Here is a 19332-nt window from a genome sequence, read left to right on the forward strand (position 1 = left end):
CGCGCCGGCGGCGCCGCGCGGGGCGCGGGGGGCGGGGGCGGGGGGCGCGGGGCGGCGGCCCCCCCCCCCCGCCCCCCCCCGCCCCCCCCCCCCGGCCCGCCGGGGGGCCCAGGACCGGCTGGGCCCCCCGGTGCTCAGCCGGCGCTGCGCAGCTCCAGGGTGCAGCACTTCACGCTGCCGCCCGCCTTGAGGAGCTCCGACAGGTCCACCCCGATCGGGTCGAAGCCACGGGCGCGGAGCTGCTGGGTCAGCGCCGTGGCGTTGTGCGGCAGCACCACGTGGCGGCCGTCGGACGTGGCGTTGAGCCCGAAGACGGCCGCGTCCTCGTCCGTGGCGATGACGGCGTCCGGGAACAGGCGCCGCAGCACCGCGAGGCTCCCCGGCGAGAACGCGGGCGGGTAGTACGCGATCGTGTTCTCGTCCAGTACGGAGAGGGCCGTGTCCAGGTGGTAGTAGTTCGGATCCACCAGGGTGAGGCCGACGACGGGACGTCCGAAGAACTCCTGCGCCTCGTCGTGCGAGCGAGGATCGCTGCGGAAGCCGGTGCCGGCGAGCAGCCAGTCCCCGGTGAGGAGATAGTCGCCCTCGCCCTCGTTGACGAAGTCCGCCGTGCGCAGGTCCGGGAAGCCGTTGTCGCGCAGCCAGTCGTGGTAGGCCGGGCCCTCGGCGATGCGCTCGGCGTCCCGGAACCGGGCCACCAGGGCGCGGCCGTCGACGACCGTGGCTCCGTTGGCGGCGAAGACCATGTCGGGCAGTCCGGGCACGGGGTCTATCACGTCGACGGTGTGCCCGAGGCTCAGGTAGACCTCGCGCAGCCGTTCCCACTGGTCGATCGCCAGCTGGGTGTCGACGGGCTTCGCCGGGTCCATCCACGGGTTGATGGAGTAGACCACGTCGAAGTGGGTGGGCGGGCACATGAGGTAGTGCCGCGGCCGTGCGGTACGCATGAATGCGGATCCGATCGTCAGGGGCGGCTGGAGAGGTAGCCGCCCATGGAGGTGAAGTACTCGGTCGCGCCCATCTCGTGCCCCTCCTCGGTGCGGACGCGAGTAATGGCCAGGCCGTGGTTGCGGCCGGTGCGGGCGTCGGCTCCCGCGACGATGACGACACCGTCGCCCTCGCGATAGAAGATCCGGCCCGGTGTGCCGCCGTAGCGGCCCTCGGAGACCACGGCGGACAGCACTTCGAGGCGCTTGCCCTTGTGGAAGGTGAACGCGGCCGGGTACGGAGCGGACTGGGCGCGGACCAGACGCTCCAGTACGTCGGCGGGCCAGTCCCAGTTGATCCGGATGTCCTCCTCCGCCCGCTTGTGGAAGAAGCTGGCCTGGGAACGGTCCTGCCGGGTGAACTCGGTCTGCCCGGAGGCGATCAGGTCGAGGGCGCCGATCGTGACGGGGGCGATGAGGTCGACCGTCTTGTGGAACAGATCGGTGGTCGTGTCGGTCGGACCGACGGTGACCGCCCGCTGTACGACGATGTCGCCCGCGTCGAGCTCGTCGTCCATCAGGTGGGCCGTGACGCCCACTTCGGGCTCGCCGTTGATCAACGCCCAGATCAGGGGTGAGAAGCCGGCGTACTTGGGTAGCAGGGAGTCGTGGACATTGAGCGTGCCGTGACGGGGGAGGTTGAAGATGCGCGGCGGGATCCAGGTGCGCCAGTTGTTGGCGACGATGATGTCCGCGTCGGCCTCCTTGAGGCGCTGGAACAGTTCCTCGTCGTCCGGCCGGTTGCGGATGACGACGGGGACGCCGTTCTCCTCGGCCAGCTCGGCGACCGAGTCGCTCCAGATCTTCTCGTAGGCGTGCTCGCTCTTCGGGTGTGTCACGACAAGGACCACGTCGTGCTCGGAGTCCAGGAGTGCTTGCAGGGTGCGATGCCCCCAGGTCTGGTAACCGAACATGACGACCCGCATGGGGATCCTCCTCGAGAGAGCGACTGACCGGCGCCAAGTAAAGCAAGGCTTACCTAACTCTGCAACAGGTGTGATTTCGAAGCCTGTTGAGGTCGATTTTCGGCCAAGCCGCCTCGCCCGACCGTCTCGACAGGGCGTGCAGATCAGGTTAGCCTCACCTAAGTTCCAGTTGGGTGCCGCTCTCGACGTGCCCGACGCCTCGTTTTCCCCCACGCCTCACAAGCGGCTGTCCTGCACGATGGGAGTGACATGTCTCAGGTTCATCCTGGCGACGCACCTTTGGTCCACGACCTCATAGGAATCGGCTTCGGGCCGTCCAATGTGGCCATGGCGATAGCGCTCAGCGAGCACAACGCGCGCGTCGGCAGGCAGGAGGCGGTCACCGCTCACTTCTTCGAGCGCCAGGCCGGCTTCGGCTGGCACCGCGGCATGTTGATCGACGACGCGACCATGCAAGTGTCGTTCCTGAAGGACCTGGTGACGCTCCGGAACCCGGCCAGCGAGTACAGCTTCCTCTGCTACCTGCAGAGCAGGGAACGCCTCATCGACTTCGTCAACCACAAGAACCTCTTCCCGCTGCGCGTGGAGTTCCACGACTACTTCGAGTGGGCGGCGGCGAAGGTCGACGACATGGTCTCGTACGGCCACGAGGTCATCGCCGTCGAGCCCGTCGTGCGGGACGGAGTCATCGAGTACCTGGACGTGACGGCCCGCTCCGGATCCGAGACGGTGGTCCACCGGGCCCGAAACCTGGTCATCGGCACCGGACTTCGCCCGCTGATGCCGGAAGGCGTCGAGCGCACGGACCGCGTCTGGCACAACTCCGAACTGCTGGCGAAGGTCGACGGCCTGGAGGGCGCGGACCCCACCCGGTTCGTCGTCGTCGGCGCCGGCCAGAGCGCCGCCGAGAACGTCGCGTACCTGCACCGCCGCTTCCCCGAGGCCGAGGTCTGCGCGGTGTTCTCCCGCTACGGCTACAGCCCCGCCGACGACAGCAGCTTCGCCAACCGCATCTTCGACCCCGCCGCGGTCGACGAGTACTTCACGGCCCCCGACGCCATCAAGCGCAAGCTGATGGACTACCACGGCAACACCAACTACTCCGTGGTGGACATCGACCTGATCGACGACCTGTACCGGCAGGCGTACCAGGAGAAGGTCCTCGGGAAAGAGCGGCTGCGCTTCATCAACGTCTCCCGCCTCACCGGCGTCGAGGAGGCCGACGGCAAGGTCCGCGCCACCGTCACGTCCCTGGTCACCGGGGAGGAGTCGACCCTGGAAGCCGACGTCGTCGTCTACGCCACCGGCTACAGCCAGGCGGAGCCCCTCGGCCTCCTCGGCGAGGTCGGCGACCGCTGCCACCGGGACGACCAGGGCCGCGTCCGCGTCGAGCGGGACTACCGCCTCGCCACGGACCCCGAACTGCGGTGCGGCATCTACCTCCAGGGCGGCACCGAGCACACTCACGGCATCACGTCGTCGCTGCTCTCCAACACCGCGATCCGGGTCGGCGAGATCCTCGACTCGATCGTCGAACAGCGTCCGCAGAGCGACCCCGACGACCTCCGAGCGGTCGCCGACGGGATAGGCACGGCCCGCTAGGAGCCCCGCTCCCGAGCCCGACGCCCCACCACACCCCCCCCGCACGCCACCCCCACACGCCCCGCCCGCCGCAACGCCGTCGTGCACGGCGGTCGTGGCACGCACCGTGAAACCCCCGTGAAAGGAACATACGTGTCCACTGGAGCACGTCCCGCGCTCGCGCGGTTCGCCAGAAACATCCCCCGCGTGGCCATCGCCGCCGTCGCCGCGCTCGCTCTGGCCGCCTGTGGGGGCGGCACCGAGAAGACGGAGTCCAAGCCGTCGGCCGGGGCCGGCGATGGCTCGAAGGCCGCCGCCTTCCCGGTGACCGTCGCGCACAAGTACGGCAGCACGACGATCGACAAGGAGCCGAAGAAGATCGTCACGCTCGGCCTCTCCGACCAGGACGCCGTGCTGGCCCTGGGGATCAAGCCGGTCGGTTCGGTGGACTGGTTCAAGGAGAAGCCGTACGGCAAGTGGCCCTGGACGAAGGACAAGTGGGGGTCCGAGCAGCCGCAGATCGTCGGTGAGCGCGACGAGTACAACATGGAGATGATCGCGGCGCTCCAGCCGGACCTGGTCATCGCCCAGTACTCCGGCATGAAGAAGGAGCAGTACGACACGCTCTCCAAGTTCACCAAGGTCGTCGCCCAGCCCAAGGAGCACCCCGACTACGGCGCGCCCTGGCAGGTCATGACCCGGCAGATCGGCAAGGCGCTCGGCAAGGACGCCGAGACCGAGAAGCTGATCACGGACATCGACACGCGCTTCAAGGCCGTCCGGGACAAGCACCCCGAGTTCGCGCAGAAGACCCTGGCCGTGGCCGACAGCTTCGAGGCCGGCAAGTACTCCGCCTTCACCAAGACCGACCCCAAGGCGATCTTCTTCTCCGAACTCGGCTTCAAGCTGAAGCCCGAGATCGACTCCCTGGCCAAGCCGGGCTACAACGTCGCCGAGCTGAGCGCCGAGAAGCTGAACGTGCTCGACGTCGACCGCCTCGTCTGGGTCACCTCCAGCACCGAGGCCAACGACCGGATCAAGGCCGAGCCGCTCTACACCAAGCTGAAGGTCCAGCAGGAGAAGCGCGACCTGTTCGTGCCGTACCAGGACCCGGACATCGGCGCGGCCTTCTCCTTCAACACGGTCCTGTCGATCCCGTACGCGATCGACCAGATCGAGCCGCTGCTGGCGGCCATCAAGTAGTCGCAGCACCACCGCGGGTCCCATCTCGCCGTCGGCATTCCGCGGCGGGGTGGGACCCGCACCGACCACTGGCGCACCACCAGGGAAAGGCCCTTTCGAACGATGTTTGACGTCGAGTCGGACCGGACGTCCTCCGCTTCCGGGATCCCCCTCACCGGTGGGCAATCCGGGATCTGGCTAGCCCAGCAGATCGAACCGGACAGCTCCGCCTACAACATCGTGTTCGTCCTTGACCTGCGTGGCGACACCGACCTCGACCGCCTCACCGCCTCCGTGCGCACGGCCGTCGAGGAGGCCGAATGCCTGCACGTACGGGTCGCCGACGATGACGGCTCCCCCCGGCAGACCCTCGACCGCGCGCCCTTCGAGATCCCCGTCGTGGACCTGCGCGACGCCCCGGACCCCGAAGCCGCCGCCACCGCCTGGATGACCGCCGACCGCGACCGTCCCGTCGACCTCGCCGGTGACCCGCTCTTCGCCCAGGCACTGCTCCGGCTCTCGGACGACCACGTCGCCTGGTACCAGCGGTACCACCACATCGTCGCCGACGGCATGGGCGTCGCGCTCATCACCCGCCGGGCGGGCGAGCTCTACACCGCCGAAGAGCAGGCACCCGCCCCGCGCGAGTGGTCCCTGACCCGCCTGGTGGACGCCGACCGTGCCTACCGCGCCTCCGACCGCCACGAGCAGGACCGCGCCTACTGGCTGAGCCGCATGGCCGACCGGCCCGAGCCCGTGCGCCTCGTCGAGCGCGTGCCCTCGCCCATGACACGGCGCCTGCGCCGCACGGCGGAGCTGTCCGCCGAGGCCACCGACCGGCTGAACGCCGCCGCAGACAACGCCGGTGTGCGCCCCTCCCGACTCCTGATCGCCGCCGTCGCCGCCTACCTGCACCGCGTCAGCGGTGAGCAGGACCTCGTGCTCGGACTGCCGATCGCCGCCCGCGAGGACGCGGTGTCCGCCACCGTCCCCGGCATGGTGTCCAACATCGTCCCGCTGCGCGTGTCCGTCCGCCCCGCCACGACCGGCGCCGAACTCCTGACCGGGATACGGCACGCGATCGCCGAAGCCGTCGCCCACGGACGCTACCGCGCCGAAGACCTGGCCAGGGAGCTGGGACTGGCCGACGGCGTACCGGAACTCGTCGGCCCGACCGTCAACATCCTGCCCCGTGCCGAGGACCTGCGATTCCCCGGCCAGGGGGCCGAACTCGCCCCGGTCTGGCTCGGTCCGGTCAGCGACCTGGCCCTGAGCTTCGCCGAGCGCGCGCCGGGCAACGGCATCCGCGTCTACTTCGACGCCGACGCCGAGGTCTGCGACGACGAGGCACTGCGCCACCACGAGCACCGCTTCCTCGCCGTCCTGCACGCCCTCACCTCGAACCTCGACCGCCCGCTCGGCCACATCGAACTGACGTCTGACGCGGAGCGCGCCCGACTCCTCGACGAGTTCGGCGTGTCACCGCGCGAGGTCCCCGAACTGTCCTGGCCGGCCGCATTCGAGCGGCAGGTGCGCCGCGCACCCGGCGCCGTCGCGCTCGTGTACGAGGACCGGGAGATCACGTACGGCGAGCTGAACGCGGCCGCCAACCGGCTGGCCCGCCTCCTCGTCACCCGCGGGGTCCGCACTGAGGACGTCGTCGGCGTGGCGCTCCCGCGCTCTCCCGAACTCGTCGTCTCCCTGCTGGCGGTGATGAAGGCCGGGGCCGCGTATCTGCCGCTGGACGCCGACCACCCGCAGGACCGCATCGCCTACATGCTGACCGACGCGGGCGCGCGCACCGTCATCACCACGTGCGAGCTGTCCGGCACGCTCCCCGACACCCCCGGCATCGCACACCTGCTCCTCGACGAACCGTCCGTGACGGCCGAGTGCGCCGGCCTCGGCGACTCGGATATCGACCTGCCCATCGCCCTGGACCAGGCCGCGTACGTCATCTACACCTCCGGCTCCACGGGCCGCCCCAAGGGGGCCGTCGTCTCGCACGACGGCGTCGGCAGCCTCATCGCCACCGCCACCGACCGCATCGGCATCACCCCCGACAGCCATGTCGTCCAGTTCGCCTCCGTGGGCTTCGACGTGACGGTATGGGACCTGATCATGTCGCTGTGCGTCGGCGGCCGGGTGATCGTCGTGCCCGCCGACCGCCGCGTCCCCGGACCGGCCCTCACCGACTACATCGCCCGCCATCGCGCCACCCACATGATCCTGCCGCCTTCACTCGTCTCGGCGCTGCCCCGGGACTGCGAGCTGCCCGAAGGCTCGGTACTGGTCGTCGGCACCGAGGCGGTGCCCGGCGAACTCATCGCCCGCTGGTCCGGACGCGTCCAGGTCGTCGTCGCGTACGGCCTCACCGAGGCGACGGTCAACTCCACTCTGTGGCTCGCCGAACCGGACCGCCCGGGTCCGGCGCCCATCGGCCGCCCGGACCCCAACACCCGTGCCTACGTGCTCGATTCGGCGCTCCGCCCCGTCCCCGTGGGCACCGAAGGCGAGCTGTACGTCGCCGGGCGCGGCCTGGCCCGCGGCTACCTCGGCAGGCAGGCCCTCACCTCGGAGCGCTTCGTCGCCGACCCGTACGGCGAACCGGGCAGCCGCATGTACCGGACGGGCGACCGGGTGCGCTGGGGCGCCGACGGCAACCTGGACTTCCTCGGCCGCGCGGACGGCCAGCTCAAGATCCGAGGGCACCGGATCGAGCCCGGCGAGATCGAGAGCGCCTTCATGGCCTGCCCCGGCATCGCCCAGGCCGCCGTCCTCGTCCGCCAGGACCACCGGGGCGTCAACCGGCTCGTGGCCTATCTCGCCGCCGAGAGCGATGCCGCCGCGGACCCCGACGCCGCCGTGGCGCGGGCACGAGCCCAGGTCGCGGAGACCCTCCCGGACCACATGATCCCCTCGGCCCTCGTACGCCTCGACGGGCCGCTGCCGCTGACGCCGAACGGCAAGCTCGACAGCCGCGCCCTGCCCGCTCCGCAGTGGACGGCGATGGCCGGGGACGACGCGCCCACGACGCCCACCGAGACCGCGCTGGCCGCGCTCGTCGCCGAGGTGCTCGACCTGCCGTCGGTCGGCGTCCACGACAGCTTCTTCGAGCTGGGCGGCGACAGCATCGTCGCGATCCAGCTCGTCAACCGCGCCCGCACCGCCGGACTCGCGATCACGCCCCGTGACGTGTTCCGCCGGCGGACCGTGGCGGCGCTCGCCAGGACCGCCGACCGGACGGCGGCCGAAGCCACCCCGGCGACCACCCGGACGGTGGAGCTCGACGAGGACGCCCTGCCCGTCTCGCCGCTCCAGGAAGGTTTCTTCTTCCACGCCGAGTTCGACCAGGAGGCCGGCGACCTGTACGTCGTCCAGGAACTCCTCGACTTCGCGGACACCGTCGAACCGGACCGGCTGCGCGGGGCACTCCAGCTGCTCCTGGACCGGCACCCACTGCTGCGCGCCTCGTTCCGCCAACTCCCCGGCGGCGACGTCGTCCAGCGCCTGGCCGACCACGTGACCCTTCCGTGGCACGAGGCCGACACCGAGCGGACCACCCTGGAGGACATCCTGCGGCAGGACCGCTCCGAGCGGTTCGACCTGGCCCTGCCACCGCTGATGCGGGCCACGCTGATCCGGGACGGACAGCGCCACCGGCTGCTGCTCACCCTGCACCACGTCATCGCCGACGGCTGGTCGGTCTCCGTCCTGCTGCGGGAACTCACCGCCGCCTACCGGGGCGAGACCCTCCCGACGCCCGCCGTCCCGCACGGGTATCTGTCCTGGCTGGCAGGCCGGGACCGGGACGCCGCCCGCGACGCGTGGCGCGAGGCCCTGTCAGGCCTGGAGGGCCCGACCCGGCTTCCCGCCCTCTCCGGCGCACCGAAGGACGACACGTCGACGCCCACCGGGCACGAGCGCGTGGACGTCCGGCTCTCCGAAGCCCTCACCGACGAACTGACCGGCCGCGCCCGCACCCTCGGCGTCACCCTGAGCACTGTCGTCCACGGAGCCTGGGCCCTGCTGCTCGGCGGTCTCACCGGCAGTCAGGACGTCGTCTTCGGCACCACCGTGTCCGGGCGCACCACCGAGGTCGAGGGCCTGGACTCCGCCGTGGGCCTCTTCATCAACACCGTTCCGGCCCGGGTGCACCCGCGGCCCGACGAGTCCCTCGCCGAGCTGCTGCACCGGATCCAGGACGAGCACGCGGCACTCCTGGACCACCAGCACCTGGGGCTCGCCGACATCCAGCGGACCGCCGGCCAGGGCCCGGGCGAACTCTTCGACACCCTCGTGGTGTTCGAGAACTACCCGACGGGCGACGGGCAGGCCGCCCAGGAGCCCTTGGTCACCGGCGCCGAGGTGCTCGACGCCGTGCACTATCCGCTCGCGTTGATCGTCGAGCGGCGCGAGGGGCATCTGTCGCTGCGGCTCACGTACGACACGGCCCGGCTCGACCGGATCGCCGCCGCCGTGCTCGCCCACCGCCTCGAAGCGCTGCTGCGGATCCTCGCCGCCGACCCCGACCGCCGTGTGGCCCGCACCGGACTGCTGTCCGAGCGCGAGCGCGAGCGCCTCACCGAGCTGAACGCCACCGCACATCCGCTCCCCGACACGGACGCCACGCTCGCCACGCTCTTCGCCGCACAGGTGGCGCTGACCCCCGACGCGCCGGCCGTCGTCTTCGAGAACACCACCCTGACCTACGCCGAACTCGACCGGCGCGCCGAAGCCCTGGCCCGCCGACTGCGGACGCGCGGGGCAGGACCCGATCGGTTCGTCGCCGTAGCCGTGCCGCGCTCGGCGGAACTCATGGTCGCGCTGCTCGCGGTGCTCAGGACCGGCGCCGCCTACCTCCCCCTGGATCTCGACTACCCCGCCGACCGGGTGGCGTTCATGCTCGGCGACTCCGGGGCGCGTACGGTCGTGACCACCGCCGAGGCGGCTCGGCGGCTGCCCGACGCGCCGGGGATCGAGCACGTTCTGGTGGCCACGGAGGACGTCTCCGACGCGTCCGCGGGGCACGACGCGGACGTGCCCGACACGCCCGTGGCGCAGGCGGGGCCCGACCACCCCGCGTATCTCATCTACACCTCCGGCTCCACCGGCCGCCCCAAGGGCGTCACCGTCACCCACCGGGCGGTCGTCAACCGACTCGCCTGGATGCAGGGCGAGTACGGGCTCGGCGCCGACGACCGGGTGCTGCAGAAGACCCCGTCCAGCTTCGACGTCTCGGTGTGGGAGTTCTTCTGGGCCCTGACCGAGGGCGCGACCGTCGTCCTCGCCCGGCCCGACGGCCACCGCGACCCCGCCTACCTGGCCGAGCTGATCCACACCCGGCGGATCACCACACTGCACTTCGTACCGTCCATGCTGGCCGCCTTCGTCCAGGTCCTGGAGGCCGGTACGGGCGCTCCGGACTGGGCGGCGAGCCTGCGCCGCGTCTTCTGCAGCGGCGAGGCGCTCACGGGCCCGGACGCCCGGCGCTGGTCGGACCTGACATCCCGCCACGGGCGGAACCCCGTACCCCTGCACAACCTGTACGGGCCCACCGAGGCGGCCGTGGACGTGACGTACTTCCCGTACGAAAGCGGCACCGAGCCCGCCGTCCCCATCGGCCGACCGGTGTGGAACACCCGGCTGCACGTGCTGGACACCCTTCTGCGTCCCGTGCCGGACGGGGTGCCCGGCGAGCTCTACCTCGCCGGGGTCCAGCTGGCACGCGGCTACCACGACAGGCCCGGCACGACCGCCGAGCGGTTCGTCGCCGACCCGTTCGGCGCGCCGGGCACTCGCATGTACCGCACCGGTGACCTGGTCCGCCGCCGCGCCGACGGAGCCGTCGAGTACCTCGGGCGCACCGACCGGCAGGTGAAGATCCGTGGCAACCGGATCGAGCCGGGCGAGATCGAGAGCGCCCTGGCCGCCCTCCCGGGCGTCGCCCGCGCCGCCGTGATCGTCCGCGACGGTGCGCTCCTCGGCTACGCGGTTCCCCGCCCCGGCATCGTCCTGGACACCGCCGCCCTCCACGGGGCGCTCGCCGAGGCGCTGCCCGCGGCGATGGTGCCGAGCGCCGTCGCGGCCCTGGACGAGCTGCCGCTGTCACCCAGCGGCAAGCTCGACCAGAACGCCCTGCCCTCGCCGTCCGTCGCCCCCGTGGCCGGCGGCCGCGCGCCCCGCGACGAGCGGGAGAGCGCCCTGTGCGCGATCTTCACCGACGTCCTCGACCTGCCCGGGATCGGTGCCGACGACGACTTCTTCATGCTCGGCGGCGACAGCCTCACCTCGATAGCCGTCGCCACCCGGGCCCGTGAAAGGGGACTGACCATCAGCCCGCGCGATGTGTTCGAGCACCGCACGCCCGCCGCGCTCGCCGCGGCGGCCGCGAGCGTGCCGGACGAGCCTGCCGAGCAGACCGCACCGACCGCGGAGACGCCCGCCACAGGTGTCACCGTCTCCGCCGCCGACGCCGGACAGGCCGCCGCCGCCCTCCAGGCGATGCTGGCCGCCCAGGCACAGTCCGGTGCGGCGGTCGACCCCGCCCTGCAGGCGCTGCTCGCCCAGCTGACCGCCGGCGCGCCTGCGGAGCCCGAGGCCCCCGTCCCGCTGGGCGGCCTCGCATGGTCGCCGGAGGAGACCGCGCGCGTCGAAGCCGCCGCCGGGCTGCCGGTCGCCGACATCTGGCCGCTCTCCCCGCTCCAGGAGGGCATGTACTTCCACGCCACCTACGACGCCGGCGACGCGCTCGACGTCTACCTCTCGCAGGAGACCCTGGACTTCGACCACCGGCTCGACACCGAACGGCTGCGCGCCGCCGGCCGGGCGCTGCTGGAGCGGAACACCAGCCTGCGCGCCGGGTTCACCAGCGACGGACTGCCCCGGCCCGTGCAGTTCATCGCCGACGGCGCCGAGATACCCCTGGTGGAGATCGACGTGTCCGGGCTGCCGGCCGAGGAGCAGCGCGCCCGCGTGGACGAGCTGCTGGCCGCCGACCGCCGCCGGCGATTCGACCTCTCCGCGGCGCCGCTGTGCCGGCTGCTGCTCATCCGGCTCGGCGACGGCCGTGACCGTCTCGTCGTCACCCACCACCTCATCCTGTGGGACGGCTGGTCCGCGTGGCTGTTCCTGGAGGAGCTGTTCACGCTGTACGAGCGGGCCGGCGACACCACCGGTCTGCCCGCCCCCGGTTCGTACCGCGACTATCTGGCCTGGCTGGACGGGCAGGACACCGCGCAGGCCCTCGGCGCCTGGCGCGGCGCGCTCTCCGGATTCGACGAGCCGACCCTGGTCGCCCCTACCGGGCGCGACGCGGGCCCGGTCATCCCGGCGGACTTCGACGCCGTGCTCACCCGGGAGACCAGCGACCGGCTGCGCCGGCTGGCCCGCCGGCACGGACTCACCCTCAACACCCTGCTGAACGCGGCCTGGGGCCTGGTCCTCTCGGCGATGACCGGCCGCGGCGACGTCGCCTTCGGCACGGCCGTCGCCGGACGGCCCGCGGACGTGCCGAACGCCGCCGGCATCATCGGCATGTTCCTCAACACGATCCCGGCGCGCGTCGCGTTCGCCCCGGACGAGCCGCTGCTCGACCTGCTGCGGCGGATGCAGACCGAGCGCGCCGCCGTCATGCCGTACGAGTACGTCGGGCTCGGAACGCTCCAGCAGGAGACCGGTCACCGCCGGCTGTTCGACACCCTGTTCGTGCTCCGCTCGGCCGACGGCGAGGACCGGGCCGCTGCGCTCCGGCAGCGGTACGGGATCACCGACGTGTCGAACGTGGACGGCACCCACTTCCCGCTCACCCTGATCGTGACGCCCGAGACCCGGCTGAAGGTCACGCTGGCGGCCCGCCCCGATCTGTTCGACACGGAGGACGCCACCGCGATCCTCGCACGGTTCACGACCGTCCTCGGGCGGCTCGCCGAGACCCTGGACGACCTGTCCGCCGCCTCCGCCCGGACCGTCGACGTCGACCTGCTGCTGCCCGCCGAGCGTGCCGCGCTGCGCGCCGGCTGGGAGGGGGGCCGCGAGCCCGTACCGAACGAGACCGTCGCCGACATGCTCGCCGACCAGGTCGCCCGCACCCCCGACGCGGTGGCGCTGGTCTTCGGCGAGCGTGCCCTGACGTACGCCGAACTGGACGCGCACATCAACCGGATCGCCCGGCTCCTGCTCGCCCGGGGTGCGGGACCCGAGAAGGCCGTCGCGCTCGCCCTGCCCCGCTCCATCGACATGGTCGCCGCCCTGTTCGCCGTGCTGCGGACCGGCGCCGCCTATCTGCCGCTCGACCTCGACCACCCCGCCGACCGGCTGCGGCTGATGGCCCAGGACACCGGACCGCTCTGCCTGGTGTCCACGACCGCCGTGGCCCCGACCCTGCGCGGCGACACCGGCCCCGTCGCCCCCGAACTCCTCCTGGACGACGAGGCCGTGGCCGCCGAACTGGCCGCCCTGTCCGGCAGCGAGATCACCGACGCCGAACGGCCCGCCTTCGCCCACGACGTGACCGACCGCCTCGATCACCCGGCCTACATCATCTACACCTCCGGCTCGACCGGCCGCCCGAAGGGCGTCGTCACCCCCTACCGGGGCCTGACGAACATGCAGCTCAACCACCAGAGGGAGATCTTCGACCCGGCCATCGCCTCGGCGGGCGGGCGGCGGCTGCGCATCGCGCACACCGTCTCCTTCGCCTTCGACATGTCCTGGGAGGAGCTGCTCTGGCTCGTCGAGGGCCACGAGGTCCACGTCTGCGACGAGGAACTGCGCCGCGACGCCGAAGCACTGGTCGCCTACTGCGACCGCCACCGCGTCGACGTGGTCAACGTGACCCCCACCTACGCCCAACTCCTCATCGAGGAGGGCCTGCTGGACCGGGACGAGACGACCGGGAAGCACCGCCCCGCGCTCGTCCTGCTCGGCGGCGAGGCCGTCTCGGACACGGTGTGGACGCGACTGCGCCGCACCGAGGGCACCTACGGCTACAACCTGTACGGCCCCACCGAGTACACGATCAACACCCTCGGCGGCTCCACCACCGACAGCGCGACCCCCACGGTCGGCATCCCCATCCGCAACACCCGCGCCCACATCCTGGACGCGATGCTGCGGCCGGTGCCGCCCGGCTGCCCCGGCGAGTTGTACATCGCGGGCACCGGCCTGGCCCGCGGCTACCACGACCGCCCCGGCCTGACCGCCGAGCGCTTCGTCGCCGACCCCTTCGGCGAGCCCGGCGAGCGGATGTACCGCACCGGAGACCTCGTACGGCAGCGCCCCGACGGCCTCCTCGACTTCCTCGGCCGCACCGACGACCAGGTCAAGATCCGCGGCTACCGCATCGAGCTGGGCGAGATCTCCTCCGCCCTGTCCGCACACCCCGACGTCGCCCACGCGGCGGTCGTCGTGAACGAGAGCACCGGGACGAAGCGCCTGGTCGGCTACTTCGCGCCGGAGGACGGCACCGAGGCGGACGACGCCCTGATCCAGCGGTTGCGCGAGCATCTGAAGGCCGGCCTGCCCGACTACATGGTCCCCACCGCGCTCGTCGCCGTGGAGACGCTCCCGATCACCGTCAACGGCAAGCTCGACGTCAAGGCCCTGCCCGCCCCGGACTTCGGCGGCACCGGCACCAGCCGCCCGCCCCGCACCCCGCGCGAGGAGACGCTCTGCGCCCTCTTCGCGGAAGTCCTGGGGCTCGCGGAGGGCAGCGTCGGCATCGACAGCGACTTCTTCGAGCTCGGCGGCCACTCGCTGCTCGCCACCCGCCTCGTCAGCCGCGCCCGCACCGCCCTCGACGCCGAACTCGCCATCCGCGACCTGTTCGAGGCACCCACCGTCGCCGAACTCGTGGAGCGCGCCGCCGCCTCCCACGGCACCGCCCGCCCGGCCCTGACGGCGGGGGAGCGGCCCAAGGAGCTGCCGCTGTCCCACGCCCAGCAGCGGCTCTGGGTCATCCAGCAGATCGAGTGCACCTCGGCCGCGTACAACTTCCCGCTGGTCATGCGCTTGCGCGGCGCCCTCGACGTCGAGGCGTGGGGGACCGCCCTCGCCGACGTGACGGCGCGGCACGAAGCCCTGCGGACGGTGTTCGTGGAGCCCGACGGCCAGGCCGTCCAACGCGTGCTGCCCGCCGACGAGGCACGGCCCGTGGTGGAGCGCCTGCACGCCACCGAGGACCAGGTGCCCGCGCTCGTCGAGGCCGCCGTCAACAGGCCGTTCGACCTCGCCGCCGAGCTTCCGCTGCGCGCCACGGTCGTCGAGCTGGCCCCCGAGGACCACGTCGTCATCCTGCTGCTGCACCACATCACCACCGACGAGTGGTCGGACCGCCCCTTCCTCCGCGACCTGGCCACCGCCTACGCCGCCCGCGTCTCCGGCGCGGCACCGGACTGGGAGCCGCTGCCCGTCCAGTACGCCGACTACGCCCTGTGGCAGCAGCGACTGCTCGGCGACCCGGCCGAGGCGGACAGCCTCGCCGCCCGGCAGCTGGAGTACTGGCGCACGACCCTGGACGGCGCGCCCGAGGAGCTGGAACTGCCCACGGACCGGCCCCGCCCGGCCCGGCCGGCCTTCTCCGGCGCCGAACTGGACATCGCGTTCGACGCCGACGTCCACGAGGGGCTGAAGCGGCTCGCCCGCGAGACCGGGGCCAGCATGTTCATGGTGGTGCACGCGGCCGTGGCCGCCCTGCTCCACCGCATGGGCGCCGGTACGGACATCCCCCTCGGCTCGCCCATCGCGGGGCGCGGCGACGAGGCCCTCGACGACCTGGTCGGGTTCTTCGTCAACACGCTCGTGCTGCGCACCGACCTGAGCGGCGACCCGAGCTTCACCGAACTGCTCGCCCGGGTCCGGGAGACCGACCTGGCCGCGTTCTCGCATGCGGACGTGCCGTTCGAGTCCGTGGTGGAGAAGCTCAACCCGACCCGCTCCCTCTCCCGCAACCCGCTGTTCCAGGTGATGGTCGGCTACCACGCCCGCACCGGCTTCGGACTGGAACTGCCCGGCCTCCACGCCGACTACGTACCGTTCCGCATCCACTCGGCCAAGTTCGACCTGGTGTTCAGCTTCACCGAGCACACCCCGGCCGACGGCGGCCCCGGCTCCCTGGGCTGCCGCCTGGAGTTCGCCACGGAGCTGTTCGACCACGGGACCGCCGAGCGCCTCGGCGACCGCCTCCGGAGTCTCGTCGCGGCGCTCGTCGCCGCACCCGAGCAGCCCGTCTCGACGGCGGAGATCCTCGACGACGACGAGCGGCAGCTGGTCCTGGAGGGCTTCAACGGCACGGCCCGCGAGGTCGACGAGGAGTCCTTCCCGGCCCTGTTCGCGCAGCGGCTCGCCGAACGCCCCGACGCCGTCGCCGTCGTCGACCGCGACCGGTCCGTGACGTACGCGGAGCTCGACGCCCGCGCCAACCGCCTCGCCCGGCTCCTCGCCGCGCGCGGTGCGGGCACCGAGAGCGTGGTCGGCGTGGCCGTGCCCCGCTCGGTCGACATGGTCGCCACGGTGCTCGCCGCGCTGAAGCTCGGCGCCGCGTTCCTGCCGCTCGACCTGGTCCACCCGGCCGACCGCCTCACGTACATGATCGAGGACTCCCGGGCGGCGCTCGTGGTCGGCACCGAGCCCGTCGCGGGCAAGATCCCCGAGGTCGCCGGCGTACCGGTGGTGCTGCTCGACGAGCCCTCCGTGGCCGCCGAGCTGGAGACCCTGCCGGAGACCGCGCTCGACGGGAAGCCGGTCCTCCTGGACCAGGCCGCGTACGTCATCTACACCTCGGGCTCCACCGGCCGTCCCAAGGGCGTCGTCGTCCCGCACGAGGGCATCTCCAGCCTGGTCGTCACCGCCGTGGACCGGATGGGCCTGGAGAACGACAGCCATGTCCTGCAGTTCGCCTCGATCGGCTTCGACGTCTTCGCGTTCGAACTGGCGATGGCGCTCTGCCACGGCGGACGGCTCGTCCTCATCACCGACGAGGCCCGGGTCGCCGGACCGGCGCTCACCGACTTCCTCGCCGAGCAGCGGATCACCCACATGATCCTGCCGCCGTCCCTGGTGTCGGCACTGCCGCCCGGCTGCGAGCTGCCCGAGGGATCGACCGTCCTGGTCGGTACGGAGACGGTGCCGCCGGACGTCTTCGAGCGGTTCGGCGCCACGGCCCACCTGATCTGCGCCTACGGACTCACGGAGGCTACGGTCAACTCCACGCTGTGGCCCTCCCGCGAACACGGAGGCCGTCCGTCCGGCCGCGTGCCGATCGGCCGGCCCGACCCCAACACCCGCGCCTACGTCCTGGACGACCACCTGCGGCCCGTCCCGCCGGGTGTCGTCGGCGAGCTGTACGTCTCCGGACGCGGCCTCGCCCGCGGCTACCTCGGCAAGACCGCGCTGACCTCCGAGCGGTTCGTCGCCGACCCGTACGGCCCGGCCGGCAGCCGGATGTACCGCACCGGTGACCGCGCCCGCTGGCGCGCGGACGGCAATCTGGACTTCCTCGGGCGCGTCGACACCCAGGTGAAGGTCCGCGGTTTCCGCATCGAGCTCGGCGAGATCGAGGCGGCCCTCGCGGGGCACCCGGCGGTCGCCCAGGCCGCCGTGCTGCCCGACCGCGACGGCGACATCGTCCGTCTCGTCGGCTACGCCGTCCCCGAGGCGGGGGAGTCCGTGGAGCTGGACCCGCAGGAGCTGCGCGCCCATGTGGCCGGGCAGCTGCCCGAGTACATGGTCCCGGCGCTCGTCGTGCCGCTGGACGGCCCGCTGCCGCTGACCCCCAACGGCAAGCTGGACCGCAAGGCGCTGCCCGTCCCGGACTGGGCCGCGATGACCGGCGACACGCTGCCGGCCAACGAGACGCAGGCCAGGCTCGCCGCGCTGTTCGGCGAGATCCTCAAGCTGGAGAAGGTCGGCATCCACGACAACTTCTTCGCGCTCGGCGGCCATTCCATGGCGTCGATGCGGCTCCTGGGCCGCATCCGTGCCGAGTTCGGCGTCGAGCTGAGCATCCGGGACGTCTTCGACGCGCTGACCGTCGCCGGCATCGAGGGCAAGCTCAAGGGCGCGTCCACGGCCCGCCCGGCGCTGCGCCCGAAGGAGGACCGTCAGGAGCCGCTCCTCGCCGCCCCCGTCCAGCGCTGGCAGTGGGACGCCCACGGCCGCACCCCCCGCTTCGACCACGCGCTCGTGCTGCGTTCGCCCGGCGGTCTGGACGCGGACGCACTGGCCGCGGCCCTCACCGACGTGGCGGGCCGTCACGAGCCCCTGCGGACGGCGTTCGCGGAGCAGGACGGCGCGCTGCGCCACCGGGCCGTCCAGCCCCCGGCGCTGCTCCTGGAGGAGTGCGCGGACCTGGAGGCGCGGCTGACCGAGCTGGCGGCCGGATCGCCGGAGCCGGAGCGCACGGCTCCGTTCGCGGCCCGTCTGCTGACGGCGGCCACGGGCGAGCAGGCGCTGCTGCTGACCATGCACTACCTGACGGTGGACGAATGGTCGGTGGTCCCCCTCTTCCGTGACCTGACGGCGGCCTACGCGGCGCGTACGGAAGGCAGGGCGCCAGAGTGGCGGCCGCTGCCCGTCTCGTACGCGGACTACGCCCTGTGGGCCCGGGAGGTCCTGGGCGACCTGGACGACCCGGACAGCAGGGGCGGCCGCCAGCTCGCCTACTGGCGCGAGACGTTGAAGGACGTACCGGCCGAGCTGGCCCTCCCGGCGGACGGGCCGCGCTCGACCTCGCCCGGCGCGGACCACGTGGGCTTCGTCCTGGACGAGCAGCTGCATGCGGCCGTGGACGACCTGGCCCGGGCGACCGGCACCAGCATGTTCATGGTGCTGCACTCCGCCCTGGCGGCGCTGCTCACCGCCCACGGCGCGGGCACGGACCTGCCGATCGGCACGATGGTCGCCGGCCGTACGGACGACCAGCTGGCCGATCTCGTGGGCTGCTTCTTCAACACGGTCGTGCTGCGCACCGACACCGCCGGCGACCCGACCTTCGCGGAGCTGCTGTCCCGCGTACGGGAGACCACGCTCGGCGCCCTCGACCGGCAGGAAGTCCCGTTCGAGGAGGTCGTCCGCGCGACCGGACTGCCTCAGGAGGGCCCGCAGGTCATGGTGATCCACCATGAACAGGCGGACCTGGAGCAGCTGGAGGGCGGTCTCGGTTCCCTCGACGCCGTACCGACCGGCTCGACCAGGGCGCGGCTGACCCTCAGCTTCTACGAGCCGCAGGGTGACGGGCCGGTCCACTGCGGCCTGATCCACGCGACCGACCTGCTCGGCACCGCCAAGGCACGGCGGCTCGCCGACGAACTTCAGAGGCTGCTGCGGACCGTGGCAGCCGACCCCGGACAGCCGCTCTCGGAGCTGTTCACCGCCATGTCCACAAGGAGTGACAACGCATGAGCACCAACCCGTTCGAGGACCCGCAGGGCCGCTTCCTGGTCCTCGTGAACGACGAGAACCAGCACTCGCTGTGGCCTTCCTTCGCGGAGGTGCCGGCCGGGTGGCGGACCGTGTTCGGTGAGGACACCCGCGAGGCATGCACCGCCTACGTCGAGACCCACTGGACCGACCTCCGCCCGGCGAGCCTCGTGGCCCAGCAGGGCTGACGCGGAGCCGGGCGAGATACGAGACCGCCGCCCTCGGGAGTGCTTCCCGAG

Annotated in this window: 6 protein-coding genes; 4 read left to right on the top strand and 2 right to left on the bottom strand. The window is 72.3% G+C overall.

Annotated elements, in window-relative coordinates; translation table 11 throughout:
- Positions 1–134: 134 nt before the first annotated feature.
- Together ddaH and ACFVZW_RS30225 are read right to left on the bottom strand one after the other, a co-directional pair.
- A complete protein-coding gene (ddaH, locus tag ACFVZW_RS30220; RefSeq protein ID WP_384527841.1) occupies positions 135–947 on the bottom strand; it encodes a dimethylargininase in 813 nt (270 codons plus the stop codon).
- A gap of 17 nt (positions 948–964) precedes the next feature.
- Entirely contained in the window at positions 965–1912 is a 948-nt protein-coding gene (locus ACFVZW_RS30225) for a methionyl-tRNA formyltransferase (protein ID WP_384527844.1), read from the bottom strand.
- Between the two features lie 249 nt (positions 1913–2161).
- On the opposite strand from ACFVZW_RS30225, the gene ACFVZW_RS30230 reads away from it, so the two are divergent.
- The 4 genes from ACFVZW_RS30230 to ACFVZW_RS30245 all read left to right on the top strand — a co-directional run bounded on the left by ACFVZW_RS30230 (position 2162) and on the right by ACFVZW_RS30245 (position 19281).
- Positions 2162–3514: a lysine N(6)-hydroxylase/L-ornithine N(5)-oxygenase family protein gene (locus ACFVZW_RS30230; protein ID WP_384527847.1), complete on the top strand. Its 1353-nt coding sequence runs from the start codon at positions 2162–2164 to the stop codon at positions 3512–3514.
- Between the two features lie 132 nt (positions 3515–3646).
- Entirely contained in the window at positions 3647–4696 is a 1050-nt protein-coding gene (locus ACFVZW_RS30235) for an iron-siderophore ABC transporter substrate-binding protein (RefSeq protein ID WP_384527850.1), read from the top strand.
- 102 nt (positions 4697–4798) lie between these two features.
- Entirely contained in the window at positions 4799–19075 is a 14277-nt protein-coding gene (locus ACFVZW_RS30240) for an amino acid adenylation domain-containing protein (RefSeq protein WP_384527853.1), read from the top strand.
- On the top strand, positions 19072–19281 hold the full coding sequence (locus tag ACFVZW_RS30245) for an MbtH family protein (protein WP_383550734.1): 210 nt from the start codon (positions 19072–19074) through the stop codon (positions 19279–19281). The genes ACFVZW_RS30240 and ACFVZW_RS30245 overlap by 4 nt, the downstream gene beginning before the upstream one ends.
- Positions 19282–19332: the final 51 nt, after the last annotated feature.

It is taken from the genome of Streptomyces sp. NPDC059567 (assembly GCF_042735655.1).
Classification (GTDB): Bacteria; Actinomycetota; Actinomycetes; order Streptomycetales; family Streptomycetaceae; genus Streptomyces.

Excerpts from the sequence above, each read along its gene's own strand:
- ddaH (WP_384527841.1), bottom strand. The coding sequence starts at position 947 with ATGCGTACCGCACGGCCGCGGCACTACCTCATGTGCCCGCCCACCCAC.
- ACFVZW_RS30225 (WP_384527844.1), bottom strand. The coding sequence starts at position 1,912 with ATGCGGGTCGTCATGTTCGGTTACCAGACCTGGGGGCATCGCACCCTG.
- ACFVZW_RS30230 (WP_384527847.1), top strand. The coding sequence starts at position 2,162 with ATGTCTCAGGTTCATCCTGGCGACGCACCTTTGGTCCACGACCTCATA.
- ACFVZW_RS30240 (WP_384527853.1), top strand. The coding sequence starts at position 4,799 with ATGTTTGACGTCGAGTCGGACCGGACGTCCTCCGCTTCCGGGATCCCC.
- ACFVZW_RS30245 (WP_383550734.1), top strand. The coding sequence starts at position 19,072 with ATGAGCACCAACCCGTTCGAGGACCCGCAGGGCCGCTTCCTGGTCCTC.